Below are 13,497 nucleotides of genomic sequence, written 5' to 3' on the forward strand. Positions count from 1 at the left end.
GCGCGTTCTCCCCCGGGCATCGCTTGGATCCCGGGGACGGCGCGCGGGCGCGGCGCCATTTCCAATGACATTCTCCGATAATTGAATTGACCTGAGCGAGTTCAGGAAATACACCTTATGGCTTAACTATTTAGATGTATTTCTTATGGTTAAATTCGGTTGTTGGTCTTCCAGACGGGGCGGGTATGAACGGCATCATTTTCGATGAGCGGCAAACGGTCCGGCTTACGGGCAAGCGATATCTCACCTCCGTGGCGCTCTGCGCGCTGCTGCTGTCGGCGGGATGCGCCCTTTCGCCGGAGCCGGTCACCCCGGAGGAGCGCGCCGCGCTGATCTCCGCCGACCGGGGAAACCTGTTCCGGGATCAGGAGCCGGTTACCGGCCCGATCACCTTGGAAGAGGCGATGGCGCGGGCGATCAAGTACAACCTGGATCATCGCCTGACGGCGATGGAGCAAGCGTTGCAGAACCGCCAGCTCGACCTGTCGCGCTACGACATGCTGCCCAAGCTGGTGGCGGGCGCCGGCGCCACCGCCCGGTCGAACGAGAACCTGTCGGTCAGCGAGAATACCCGCACCGGCGTCAAGTCGACCGATCCGTCGATCAGCCAGGACCAGGAGCGCGTCACCACCGACCTGACGGTCTCGTGGAACGTGCTGGACTTCGGCGTCAGCTACTATCAGGCGCGCCAGCAGGCCGACCGCTCGCTGATCGCCAGCGAACGGCGCCGGCGCGTCATCCATTCCGTGATCCAGCAGGTCCGCGCCGCCTATTGGCAAGCCGTCTCGGGTGAGCGGATCCAAGCCCAACTCGCCCCCGTGCTGGAGGAGGCGCGCCGCGCGCTGGCCGATGCCCAGGCGGTCGAACGCCAGCGCCTGCGCCCCTTGGCGGACGTTCTGCGCTATCAGAAGTCGCTGCTCGAGATCATGCGCCAGCTGGAGACTGTCGAGCAGGACCTCGCCATCGCCAAGGCGCAGCTTCGCGCGCTGATGAACCTGCCGCCGGGCAAGGACTTCACGCTCGCCTTGCCGGCCGGCTTCAATCGCGGCATTCCCCAGGTGACGCTGGGACTCGATGAGATGGAGACGCTGGCGCTGACCGGCCGGCCGGAACTCCGCGAGGAGCAGTACCAAAAGCGGATCAGTGCCGCGGAGGTCCGCAAGTCGATCCTGCGCCTGCTGCCGGGCCTCACGTTCTCGGGCGGCGCCAACTACGACTCCAACTCGTATCTGGTCAACAACGCATGGGCGGAGGCTGGGCTCAGGGTCAGCTGGAACCTGATGACCATCCTGTCGGCTCCCGCCACCCTCAATCTGGTGGAAGCCCAGCAGGAACTTGGCGAAGCCCGTCGTCTGGCGCTCAGCATGGCGACCCTGACCCAGGTCCATGTCGGCTATCAGCAGTATCAGCGCGCCCGCCGCAACTTCGAACAGGCGGATCTGCTCGACTCGATCGAACAGCGCCTTTATCAGAACATCCGGCAGGCCCAGGCCGGGCAAGCCCAAACCGATCTGGAACGGGTGCGCGCCGCCGCGTCGGCCATCCTGTCCGAACTGGCGCGTGACAAGGCCTATGCCGATTTGCAGGCGTCGGCGTCTAACCTGATCGTCTCGCTCGGCCTCGATCCCTTGCCACCCACGGTGTCCAGCCACGACATCAAGGCGCTGACCCAGGCGCTCGCCGTCGTCAACGCCGACTGGCAGGCCGGCCGAGTCGTGCCGCCAGCGCCACTCGCGCCAGTTCCGGTAGTGGCAGCACCACCCCCTCCGGCGCCGGTTCCAGTGGCGGTTGTGCCGCCCCTTCCGGCGCCGGCTGCGGTACCCGTTCCCGTCGCGGTGGCTCCGGTCGAGGAACCGGCCCCGACGGTCGCGGCCCCGATCACCGTTCCAACTCCGATCCCGGTCGCCGTGGCACCCATGGCCGAGCCGGAACCACCGAAGCCGGTCATCATGGCGGCCCCTACGCCGCCCGCTGCGGCGCCGGTGGTCGACGAGCCGGTGGCCGAAGCTCCCACCGCGTCGGAGCCGGCGGTCGTCCATACCGAGGCGATGGCTCCCCCGGTCAGCCTGACCAAGCCGCGCCCGGTCCGCGCGACATCCCCGTCGCGGAAGTCGCTCATCGCCAAGCCCATCTGACCACAGCCATTCGAGGTGTAGGCCATGAACAGGTGGTTCGCGTCGTCGCTTGCCGCCGCATTCCTGATGACGGCATTTCCAGCCACCGCCCAACCCACCGACTCGGGTGACCGAGGCGGGTTGGGCGGTGGGCTGGGGGGCGTGCCGGAGATCCGGGCTCAGATCAGTCCCCGCCGCAGCACCATGCTGTCGTCCGAGATCGGGGCCAAGATCGACGATCTCAGCCTCCGCGAGGGCGAACGCTTCAAGGAGGGGCAGAAGCTGGTCGGCTTCGATTGCGCCGTCCACCGCGCCCGGCTCAACAAGGCCTTCGCCCAGCAGCAGGCCGCCCGCAAGCTCTACGACGTCAATTCCAAGCTCGACAAGCTGGGGTCGGTCAGCACGCTGGAACTGGAGGCCGCCGCGGCGCAGCTTAGTGCCGCCGAGGCGGAAACCGCCATGATGCGGACCATGGTGGAGCGTTGCGTCGTACTCGCCCCGTTCCCTGGGCGTATCGCCGAACTGCGGGTTCGGCGATACGAGTTCGTCGGCGAGGGCAAGGAGTTGATGGAGATCCTCGACGATCGCGAGCTGGAGGTCGAGATGATCGTCCCATCGCGCTGGCTCGCCTGGCTGGTGCCCGGCACGTCCTTCAAGGTCCTGATCGAGGAGACCGGCCACGACTACGTGGCGGAGGTCACGCGGCTCTCCGCCCGGATCGACCCGGTCAGCCAGTCGATCAAGGTGTTCGGCAAGGTGGTCGGCACCCAGCGGGACCTGCTGGCTGGCATGAGCGGGCGGGCCGTGTTCGCCGTGCCCAATTGAGCTACACTCCCGGCCTGTTCCATCATCGGGAGGAGAGCGAATGTCACGGGAACTGGCACGGGAATTGGACGTCAAGGGGCTTCACTGCCCGCTCCCGATCCTGCGCACGCGTCGCCAACTGGATCACATGAAAGCCGGGGAGGAGCTGATCGTGCTGGTCACCGATCCGGCCTCGGTTATCGACTTCCGCCACTTCTGCAATACCACGGCGCATGAGCTGCTGGAGCACTCAGCCGAAGGTGGCGTCTTCACCTATCGGATCCGGCGTGGCGAGGGTTGAGGCTCAGGCACGCCGGACCCTTGGCGCCCAGCGCCAGGAACAACCCGCCGGGCAGGCTGACCAGCAGTAACAGCAGCCCGAACAGGACGGACATCAGAAGGGCGCCGTCCACCGGCACGCCGACCAGCCCGAACACCGCCACCATGGCACCCTCCCGCAGGCCCCATCCCGCTATCGACAACGGCATGCCGGCCACCAGCACGATCGGCGGGGTCAGTACTAGGCAATCGACCAGCCCGACCGGGATGTTCAGTCCCATCGCGATCAGCCACAGCGTCAATCCCGCCAGCAGATGGACCATGGCCGAGACGCCGATGATCGGCACGGCGGTCAGGGGATGCGCCAGCAGCCCACGCGCCGCCCGGCCGAATTCAGCCACTCCCTTGAAGCGGCTGGAAACCAGGCCGGTCGCCAACACGGCCGCCAATACCGCCAAGCCGACGCCGAGACCGGCCGCGACGGTCCAGCGCATGGTCGGATCGGGCATCCGCGCCAGCAGGGCGGGACCGCTGGCCAGCACCACCAGGACCAGCCCAATCATCGCCGTCACCCGATCCATCAGGACGCCGCGCACGCCGATGCCCAGTCCGTGTCCCAAGGCCCGGATCTGCCAGACCCGCCAGACATCCCCGGCGACCGAAACGGGCAGGGCCTGTCCCAGGAAGAAGCTGGCGAGGTTGATCCTCAGCGCCAGAGCGGTACCGATCGCGGCGTTCAATCCGGCCATGATGATGGCCCAGCGCCATGAGATCAGCACCACCTGCGCGGCGGTCAGGGCGAACGCCGCCGCCAGCCACCGGGGATCGGCTTCCGCCAGCCGTCCGGTCATGGACGCCATGTCGGCTTGCCGCGCCAGCAGCCACAGCAGCAGGGCCGAAATGCCGATCCGGAGGGCGGCGGTCGCGATCCGGCGCAGGCGGTCGTTCAAGGCGTGTCCCGTTCAGTTCTTGAGGGCGACGGTCGCGCGCACGGGCAGATGGTCCGACGCCCGCTTGGTCAGCGGTGTGCGGACGACATCGTAGTTGGATAGCACCAAGCCGTCGGACACGAAGATCCTATCCAGCCGCAGCGTCGGCATCCGCACGTGGAAGCTGCGCGGGGCCGCGCAGTCGGCGAAATTGTGCATCAGTCGCTTGATCCGGGGCGAACGGGGCCGCCACTCGTTGAGGTCGCCCATGAAGACGGTCGGGCGGTCGGAGCCACGCTCGGCCGTTCCCCGCTCGATCGCGTTGAGCACGCGGGTGATCTGGGCGTTGCGCTCCCACGGGTCCAGGCCGAGATGGGCGACGATCACCCGGACCACTTTGTCGCCAACCTGGATGTCGGCGTCGATGGCGCCGCGCGGCTCGCGGTGGGGCAGGGACAGGTCGATCGGCCGGATCTCCAGCACGGGCAGCCGGCTCAACAGGGCGTTGCCATAATGGGCCCGGTCGTTGTGTTTGGTCGGCCCGGCATAGGGCTTCAGTCCGGTCTCGCGGCCCAGGTATTCGAACTGGTCCAGTCCGATCTCGCCCCGATGATGCCAGCCGACCTCCTGGAGCCCGACGACATCGGCTTCCAAGCCCTTGACCACGCTCGCGATCCGGTCGGGAGCGAACTTGGCGTCGACGCCAACGCAGCTATGCACGTTATAGGTCGCCACGCGGAACGAGTTCAGGCCCGGCGGTGCCGTGCCCGGACGCTCGTCGCGCTCATCGACGCTCTCGACGTCGGTATCGGTGTTCTCAAGCAGATCGGTCACGCTTTCCCTACCCCGTCCTTGCCGTTGTCGTCCCAGTCGCGGTTCCAGTCCCGGCCGCCCTCTTGACGTCGGGCTCGGGCTTGAGCCGGCCGCCCAGCAGCTTGTTGGCGATCCAGCCAAGACTGGCCGCCACCAGCGCGATGCCGATCGCGATGGCGATGCTGGTCGGCGTCGGCTCCCGCAACGTCTTCTCGAGTTGGCTGCCCAGGAGGCTGAACGCCAACACGCCCGGTGCCATTCCCAAGGCGGTTCCGACCAGATAATCGGTGAATCGCAGATGCGACGCTCCCGCCACCACATTGACCACGCTGAAGGGAGCCACTGGTATGACGCGGATCACCGCGACCGCCAGGATACCCTGATTGGCCAGCCGCCGGCTGATCTTGTTGATGAACCGGCCGCCGAATCGCCGCACCCAGCGCCGGCCTCCCAGCCGTCCGACCCAGAACAGCGCGGCGGCGCTGGCGAGACAGCCGCACATCGCCGTTCCGAAGCCCCATACCGGTCCCAGCACGATCGCGGTCGCCGCGATCAGCACCATGACCGGGAACATGACGAAGCCACCCGCGACATAGACGGCCACCGCGATCAGCGGTCCGAAGGGCACATCCGCCAAGCTCCGCGCCCAATCCAGCACGCCGTCCACCGTCGCCAGTTCGCTGAGGCTGGTGAAGCGCCATAAAGCGGCCAGCCCCGCCAGCAACAGCGCCAGCACCCCGACGAACAGGGCGAACTTCAGGCGTGGCGTTGGCTTCTCAAGGTCTGGCATGATCTGGCGGGTCAACTCCTCGGCGGTCACCGGACTTTCCGGATCGAACAAGTGTATCTCGGCGATGAAGGCATCAACACCGGCAACGTCGTCAACCGTCACGGGTTCCAGCCGACGGGTCCTTGGATCGTGGAAATGCCGGATCGTGGCGAGCATCGATCCGGTCTCGGCCAGCTTGGCGCCGACGGCGGCGGGGTCCGCCCCAAGATGTTCCCCCAGCAGACGGTTCCTATAGCCGTCGATCACGGAGCACCTCGCGTCCCAATCGGCGGCGCCCGGAACCGCCTCGATCGCCAAGTCGCATTCGGTGTCGAAGCCCATCGACCTGTTGTTCAGGTTGGACGAGCCGATCCGCATCAGCGTGTCGTCGACCACCATGGTCTTGGAATGGATCGTGATCGGCACACCGGCGGCGGTCACCGCGCCGAAGATGCCGAACTTGCCGTGGGTGTCCGCTTGCCGCAGCCGGTCAACCAAGTGGCGCCGCGCCCTGCCCATCAGCTCCTCCTCCAGCCAGCCGGGGCAGTTGAGCGGCGTCACCACCACGATCTCCGGGCCGTCCGGATCGCCGAGCCTGGACAACAGGGCCTGTCCGACGCATTCCGCCGTGAAGTATTGGTTCTCGATGTAGATCCAGCGCTTGGCCACGGCGATCGATGCGACATAAAGCGCCTCGACTTCCCGAGCCTCGGCCTGTTCATTGTGCTTCGGAAAAGTGCGGGAGATTCCGACCTCAACGTCGCGCAGATCCGGCCGGAGACGATCGGGCCACGGATCGGACGGCATCACCACCGGCGGTATCGGCTCCTCGCCCGTCCCGCGACGCCAGCGGTACCGCGCCAACTCGCCCAGCGCCGCCGCGGCGGGGCCATCCACCGCCATCATGATGTCATGGAAGGGATCGTACAGTTCGCCATTGGGCCGGCGTCGCCGTGGGTCCTTGTCCCGGTGCTCGCTGGTGTCCCAGCGGTTGGCCGTGATGTCGATGCCACCGCAGAACGCCATGGCGTCGTCGATCACCACCAGTTTCTGGTGATGGCAGGCGCCGGCGGGATGCTCGCCGTCCAGCCGGAACGAGACCCGTGAGTGGGTCATGAGGTCGAGCAGGGCCGTCGGGAAGATCTCGCGCTCCAGCGCGAAGATCATCGAGAAATCCCATTTCAGCACGTGGATTTGCAATGTCGCCCGCTTCTCGACCAGCCGCTCCAGGAATTCACCGAAGCGGTTGGGGATCCTGGGATTGGCTGGGTCGCTTTCCAAGCCGACGCGCGTGTCGAAATCCCAGCCCAGCAGGATGATGGAGTGCTTGGCCTTGAGCATCGCCGCCTTGACCGCGGTGTAGTAATCGGCGGCGTCGATCAGGAAGGCGACGCGGCCCGCCTTCTCCAAGCGCCAGCAGGTGCCACCCTCCCTCAATAGGGGTGGCGAGACGTCGAGGGGGGTGGGAACGGGGCATTCACCGGGGGAAGCGGAATCGGACGGCGGCTGGGACATGGACATCGGAGCTTCGACTTCACGGTCGGGACGGACGTATCGCGGTAACAACGTCCGACAAGCCAGGATCACCGCAAGCGATGGCGAATCACCACGCCGTTGCCGCGATACACAATAAAGTTGCGAATTCCTTACCAAAAGCCTAGGTCGCGAGAAAATGCGTTGCGGCGCTGGATTGCCGTGCTTTACGTTTACGTAAACAGGGATGGCGACGACCAGCCTCCAATAAATGTGGAGCGTAAACACATGCGGAATTTTCGCAAATTCTTGGCATGCGCGGGGCTCGCCTTGGCGCTGACTTCGACGTCGGCGGTGGCTTCGCGTGCGGAAGTGGTTCTAAAGCGTGGAAATGGCGCGGAACCTGAGTCCCTCGACCCGGCGATTTCGACCGGCGTTCCGGAATCCTTCATCCAGATGGATATTTTCGAGGGGTTGGTCCACCCCGGTCCCGACGGAACCCTCCGCCCTGGCGTGGCCGAGAGTTGGGAGATGAGCGACGACGGTCTGACCTATACCTTCAAGCTGCGGCCTGACGCCGTGTGGTCGGACGGAACTCCGTTGACCGCCAAGGACTTCGTCTATTCCTGGGCGCGCATGGTCGATCCGACCACGGCGTCCAACTACGCCTTCATCCTGTGGCCGATCACCAACGCGGAACGGATCACCAAGGGCGAGGTGCCAAAGGACCAGATCGGCGCGGTGGCGGTCGACGACCACATGCTCAAGGTGACGCTACGCTCGCCGACCCCGTACTTCCTCCAGATGCTGATGCATCACTCCGCCTATCCCGTTCCCCAAACGGCGATCGAGAAGTTCGGCCGGGAATGGACGCGGCCGGGCAACATCGTCTCCAACGGGGCCTACACCATCCAGGAATGGGTGCCGCAGGGCCATATCAAGGCGGTCAAGAACCCCAGGTACCGGGATGCCGCCGATGTCCAGATCGACACCGTGTTCTATTACCCGGTCGAGGAATACGGCACCGAACTCAAGCAGTTCCGCGCAGGCGAACTCCACACGACCTACGATGTCCCGCAGGAACTGATCCCATCCCTGGAAAAGGATATGGCGGGCCAGTTCCGCAACTCGCCCTATTTCGGGACCTATTACTACGGCATCAACGTCACCCGCGAGCCGTTCAAGAGCGACACCAAGCTCCGGCACGCGCTCGCCATGGCGATCGACCGGGATATCCTGGTCAAGCAGATCACCAAGGGTGGCGAAATCCCGGCCTATGGCTGGGTGCCACCCGGCGTGCCGGGGTACCAGCAACAGCAGGTCGCGTGGGCCAAGACCGACCAGAAGACCCGCGTGGCGGATGCCAAGAAGATCCTGGCCGAGGCCGGGTACGACAAGGGCAATCCGCTCAAGGTCGAATTGCTCTACAACACCAACGACAATCACAAGAAGATCGCCATCGCCATCGCCGGCATGTGGAAGCAGTTCCTCGGCGTCGAGACCACCCTTCGTAACGAGGAGTGGAAGGTCTACCTGGAAAGCCGCAACAAGAAGCAGTTCCAAGTCATGCGCGCCGCCTGGATCGGCGACTATGTCGATCCCTACAGCTTCCTGGAACTGCTGCGCGGCGATATCGGGGAACAGAACCCGGCGGGTTACGCCAACCCCGACTTCGACGCGACCGCCGACAAGGCGACCAGGGAGACCGACGCGGCGGCCCGGTTCGGCCTGCTGGGTGAGGCCGAGAAGATGGTGCTGACCGACATGCCGATCATCCCGATCTACTTCTATAGCCAGCAGCACATGGTCTCGGACAAGCTCAAGGGCTGGCAGGACAACCTGATGGACTGGCACCCGACGCGGTACCTGCGCCTTGAATAGGTATATCCGGGGCGAGGGGATCCCGCCGTGTTGAGCTACGCGGTGCGCCGCCTGTTCGGCGCCATCCCGACGCTGCTCGTCATCCTGACGATCACGTTCTTCCTGGTGCGTCTGGCGCCCGGCGGGCCGTTCGATGGCGAGCGCACCTTGCCCGCCGAGATCGAGCGTAACCTCGCCGCCGTCTATCACTTGAACGAGCCGCTGCCGATGCAGTACCTGCGCTATCTGGGGCAGGTGGTGCAGGGCGACTTCGGGCCGTCCTTCAAATACAAGGACTTCTCGGTCACCCAGCTGATCTGGAGCGGCTTTCCGGTCTCGCTCCAGCTGGGCGGCACCGCCATGCTGCTGGCGGTGGTGATCGGAACGGCTCTGGGAGCCTTCTCGGCGCTGCGCCAGAACAGCGGGCTTGACCACGCGGTCATGGGCACCGCCATGGTCGGCATCGCGGTGCCCAACTTCGTGGTGGCGCCCCTGCTGACCCTGGTGCTGGGCGTCCACCTGGGATGGCTGCCGACGGGCGGCTGGGGTACCTGGAGCCAGATGCTCTTACCAGTCGTGGCGCTGGCGCTGCCCCAGATCGCCTACATCGCCCGCATGACGCGCGCCAGCATGATCGAGACGCTGCGCTCCAACTTCATCCGGACCGCCAGGGCCAAGGGACTGCCGGAGCGCGTGACGATCCTCCGCCACGCGCTGAAGGGCGCGCTGCTGCCGGTCGTCTCCTATCTGGGGCCGGCGACGGCGGCGGTGATCACCGGGTCGGTCGTGATCGAGCAGATCTTCGGCATCCCCGGCATCGGCCGCTACTTCGTCCAGGGCGCCTTGAACCGGGACTACACGCTGGTGATGGGCGTCGTGATCTTCTACGGCGTGCTGATCATCCTGTTCAACCTGATCGTCGATCTCGCCTATGGGCTGCTCGATCCGCGCGTCCGGTATGATTGAGGCCGAACCAACATGGTCCTGAACGATCCCCTGGCGACTTCCCCCGCATCCCCGGCGCCGATTCGCGGCCGCAGCCTGTGGAGCGACGCGTGGCGGCGGCTGATGCGCAACAAGGCCGCCGTGACCGCCCTGGCCGTGCTGGCCCTGGTGGTGCTGGCCTGCTTCGCCGGCCCGGCGCTGATCCCGTTCGACCTGGACGAGATTTTCTGGGACGCCATCATGGCGCCACCCGACCTCGCCGCCGGGCATTACTTCGGCACCGACACCAATGGCCGCGATCTCGCGGTCCGCACGCTCCATGGCGGGCGGATCTCGCTGATGGTCGGTCTGGTCGCCACGGCGGTCAGCCTGACCATCGGGGTGATCTACGGGGCGACGGCGGGATATCTCGGCGGCCGGGTCGACAGCGTCATGATGCGGCTGGTCGACGTGCTCTACTCGCTGCCCTTCATGTTCTTCGTCATCCTGCTGATGGTGTTCTTCGGCCGGAACATCGTGCTGATCTTCGTCGCGATCGGGGCGGTGGAATGGCTGGACATGGCGCGGATCGTCCGCGGCCAAACGCTCAGCATCAAGCGGAAGGAGTTCATCGAGGCGGCGCGCGCCGGTGGCGTCCGGCCCCTGTCGATCATCCGGCGCCACATCATCCCGAACACGCTGGGGCCCGTCGTCGTCTACATGACGCTGACCGTGCCCAAGGTGATCCTGCTGGAAAGCTTCCTGAGCTTCCTCGGCCTCGGCGTCCAGGAGCCGATGACCAGCTGGGGCGTCCTGATCAGCGAGGGGTCCGCCAACATGGAAAGCGCCTGGTGGATGCTGGTCTTCCCCGCCGTCTTCCTGGCGGTCACCCTTTTCTCGCTCAACTTCATCGGTGATGGCATCCGTGACGCTCTCGATCCAAAAGACCGCTGAGGCGGCGAGTCCCGCCATCTCGCCGACCTTGCTCTCGGTGCGCGGCCTGACCACCAGCTTCGCGACGCCTGAGGGCGAGGTCCGCGCCGTCAACGACGTGACCTTCGACCTGAAGCCGGGCGAGACGGTCGGCGTGGTCGGCGAGTCCGGCTCGGGCAAGAGCCAGCTCTTCATGTCGATCATGGGCTTGCTGGCTGGCAATGGCCGGGCCACGGGCAGCGTGAGGTTCCGCGGCAAGGAGATCCTGGGGCTGCCGGCACCCGCCTTGAACCGCATCCGGGGCGAGAAGATCTCGATGATCTTCCAGGACCCGATGACCTCGCTGAATCCGTATCTCAAGGTCAGCGCCCAGATGGTCGAGGTGCTGCGCCTGCACAAGGGCATGGACAAGGCGGCGGCGCGGGCCCGCGCGGTCGAGATGCTGGACCTCGTCCGCATCCCGGAGGCCCGGCGCCGGCTCGACATGTACCCGCACGAGTTCTCCGGCGGCATGCGCCAGCGGGTGATGATCGCCATGGCCCTGCTGTGCCGGCCCGACCTGCTGATCGCGGACGAGCCGACCACCGCTCTCGACGTGACGGTCCAAGCGGCGATCCTGGACCTGATGGCTGACCTGAAGCGGGAGTTCGACACCTCGATCATCCTGATCACCCACGATCTGGGCGTCATCGCCGGGCTGGCCGATCGGGTGATGGTGATGTATGCCGGGCGCGTGATCGAGACCGGCGACGTCCGCGACATCTTCGCCAAGCCAGGGCACCCCTACACGCGGGCGCTGCTGCGCAGCATGCCGCGCATCGACAGCGACACCCTGGAGGAACTGCCGACGATCCCCGGCCAGCCGCCCAATCTCCAGCATCTGCCGGTGGGCTGCAATTTCCAGGACCGCTGCCTGTTCCGCTTTGATCGTTGCGTCGTGGAGGACCCGGCCTTGCTGCCGATCGATCCGGCGTTGGGTCTCGCCCGCGCCAAGGCCTGCCACCTGGAGCACTCTCCCGAGGCTTATTCCCCGGAGGTCCGCCGATGACCGCGGCACCCGCTCCCCTGCTGTCGGTCCGCGACCTCAAGGTCTCCTTTCCGATGCCGCGCGGCATGTTCCGCGGCGTCGATCACCTGCGCGCGGTGGATGGCGTCAGCTTCGACCTGTTCCCGGGTGAGACGCTGGGCATCGTCGGCGAGTCGGGCTGCGGCAAATCCACGCTGGGTCGCGCCGTCCTCAAGCTGATCGAGCCGACCGGCGGCACGGTGGCGTGGCTGGGGCAGGATATCTCGGATCTGCCGGAGTCGCGGATGCGGCCGCACCGCCAGGACATGCAGGTGATCTTCCAGGATCCGCTCGCCTCGCTCGACCCGCGCATGACGGTGGGCGACATCATCGGCGAACCGCTCGACACCTTCCATCCCAAGCTGAAACGCGTGGAGCGCCGGGCCCGGATCGAGGAGATGATGGCGAAGGTCGGGCTGCTGCCCGAGATGATCAACCGCTACCCGCACGAGTTCAGCGGCGGTCAGGCCCAGCGGATCGGCATCGCCCGCGCCATGATCCTGAACCCCAAGCTGATCGTCTGCGACGAGCCCGTGTCGGCGCTGGACGTGTCGATCCAAGCGCAGATCGTGAACCTGCTGATGCGGCTCCAGCGCGAGTTCCACCTGTCGCTGATCTTCATCAGCCACGACCTGAGCGTGGTCCGCCACATCAGCCACAGGATCATGGTGCTCTACCTGGGCAAGCAGGCCGAACTGGCCGACCGCGACAGCCTCTACCGCGACCCACGCCATCCCTATACCAAGGCCCTGATCTCGGCGGTACCGATCCCCGATCCGGACCGGGAGCGGAACAAGCCGCGCATCGTCCTGACCGGCGACCTGCCATCCCCCCTGAACCCGCCAAGCGGCTGCTACTTCCGCACCCGCTGCCCCCGCGCCGAAGCCATCTGCGCCGAAACCGCCCCCGGCTTCGACCCCGTCGCCCCAGGCCACTTCGCCGCCTGCCATTTCAGGGACGGGTAGGCAACGGAGGGCGGCGCGGACTTGCGATGATACCCTAAATGATTTAATATCAACGGTATCAAACATTGATCGGTTGAAGAGTTGGTGTCGTGGGTCGGGTAGGGCGCAGTGGCACCCGACAGCAACTCGCCTGCTTGTCGGGTGCAGCTGCGCTCTACCAGACCTACGGTTGAAACCCCGTCGGATATTGATCTCGATTGGATTGATGATTGTAGTGTGAGGTTTTCAAAGTCGAAGCGGAGAATGTTCGCAGATGAAGACCCGCAGCTTCCGCATCGATAAACGTTATTACGCTTATCTGCGTCTGGTGAGCGACATCAAGCACGCACTCACGCAAGCCTTGGCTGAGGAGCATGCCGAGCGCGGTCTCACAATGGCGGACATGGCGCGGGTTCTCGATGTCGACCGATCCCACATTTCGCGGAAGTTGAGCGGCGAGACGAATATGACGTTGGAAACGCTCGCGGATCTGGCTTACGCGCTTGGCAGGCCGGTGCGAGTCTCGCTGCCGCCGCGTGATGTCGAGTCCCGTCAGTCGGGTGAATGAGGCCGGGCCAACTCCACGATG

12 protein-coding genes are annotated in these 13,497 nt (G+C 65.7%); 9 read left to right on the forward strand and 3 right to left on the reverse strand.

Translation table 11 applies throughout. The features are described from left to right. Positions 1-185: 185 nt before the first annotated feature. The 3 genes from N825_RS18500 to N825_RS18510 are packed head-to-tail and all read left to right on the forward strand — an operon-like array spanning position 186 to position 3,219. Positions 186-2,135, forward strand: coding sequence for a TolC family protein (locus tag N825_RS18500; protein WP_051512550.1), 1,950 nt, complete (start codon positions 186-188; stop codon positions 2,133-2,135). A 24-nt stretch (positions 2,136-2,159) separates the two neighbouring features. Then, positions 2,160-2,939 carry an efflux RND transporter periplasmic adaptor subunit gene (locus tag N825_RS18505; RefSeq protein ID WP_051512551.1) on the forward strand — a complete coding sequence of 260 codons (780 nt, stop codon included), beginning with the start codon at positions 2,160-2,162 and terminating at the stop codon, positions 2,937-2,939. Between the two features lie 40 nt (positions 2,940-2,979). Continuing rightward, a complete protein-coding gene (locus N825_RS18510) occupies positions 2,980-3,219 on the forward strand; it encodes a sulfurtransferase TusA family protein (protein ID WP_037455154.1) in 240 nt (79 codons plus the stop codon). Here the strand turns inward: N825_RS18510 and N825_RS18515 are convergent. Genes N825_RS18515 through N825_RS18525 form a run of 3 tightly spaced genes read right to left on the reverse strand, consistent with a single transcriptional unit; the run spans position 3,188 to position 7,229 of the window. Next, entirely contained in the window at positions 3,188-4,147 is a 960-nt protein-coding gene (locus N825_RS18515) for a lysylphosphatidylglycerol synthase transmembrane domain-containing protein (protein WP_037455157.1), read from the reverse strand. The genes N825_RS18510 and N825_RS18515 overlap by 32 nt on opposite strands. A gap of 12 nt (positions 4,148-4,159) precedes the next feature. Then, complete coding sequence (locus tag N825_RS18520; RefSeq protein ID WP_051512552.1) at positions 4,160-4,960, reverse strand: endonuclease/exonuclease/phosphatase family protein; 801 nt, start codon at positions 4,958-4,960, stop codon at positions 4,160-4,162. A 7-nt stretch (positions 4,961-4,967) separates the two neighbouring features. Then, positions 4,968-7,229, reverse strand: coding sequence for a VTT domain-containing protein (locus N825_RS18525; protein WP_084164859.1), 2,262 nt, complete (start codon positions 7,227-7,229; stop codon positions 4,968-4,970). A gap of 408 nt (positions 7,230-7,637) precedes the next feature. Between N825_RS18525 and N825_RS18530 the strand changes: the two genes are divergently transcribed. The 6 genes from N825_RS18530 (at position 7,638) to N825_RS18555 (ending at position 13,476) form a co-directional block, all read left to right on the forward strand. Continuing rightward, entirely contained in the window at positions 7,638-9,062 is a 1,425-nt protein-coding gene (locus tag N825_RS18530) for a peptide ABC transporter substrate-binding protein (protein WP_198038391.1), read from the forward strand. Positions 9,063-9,089: 27 nt separating this feature from the next. Further along, positions 9,090-10,007, forward strand: a complete 918-nt coding sequence (oppB, locus tag N825_RS18535) for an oligopeptide ABC transporter permease OppB (protein ID WP_037455163.1) — start codon at positions 9,090-9,092, stop codon at positions 10,005-10,007. 12 nt (positions 10,008-10,019) lie between these two features. Continuing rightward, complete coding sequence (locus N825_RS18540; RefSeq protein WP_037455166.1) at positions 10,020-10,919, forward strand: ABC transporter permease subunit; 900 nt, start codon at positions 10,020-10,022, stop codon at positions 10,917-10,919. Continuing rightward, on the forward strand, positions 10,891-11,946 hold the full coding sequence (locus tag N825_RS18545) for an ABC transporter ATP-binding protein (RefSeq protein ID WP_281174369.1): 1,056 nt from the start codon (positions 10,891-10,893) through the stop codon (positions 11,944-11,946). Before N825_RS18540 ends, N825_RS18545 begins: the two co-directional genes overlap by 29 nt. Next, positions 11,943-12,929, forward strand: a complete 987-nt coding sequence (locus tag N825_RS18550; RefSeq protein WP_037455169.1) for an ABC transporter ATP-binding protein — start codon at positions 11,943-11,945, stop codon at positions 12,927-12,929. Before N825_RS18545 ends, N825_RS18550 begins: the two co-directional genes overlap by 4 nt. A 253-nt stretch (positions 12,930-13,182) precedes the next feature. Continuing rightward, complete coding sequence (locus N825_RS18555) at positions 13,183-13,476, forward strand: helix-turn-helix transcriptional regulator (protein WP_037455172.1); 294 nt, start codon at positions 13,183-13,185, stop codon at positions 13,474-13,476. Positions 13,477-13,497: the final 21 nt, after the last annotated feature.

Source organism: Skermanella stibiiresistens SB22, assembly GCF_000576635.1.
Taxonomy (GTDB): Bacteria; Pseudomonadota; Alphaproteobacteria; order Azospirillales; family Azospirillaceae; genus Skermanella; species Skermanella stibiiresistens.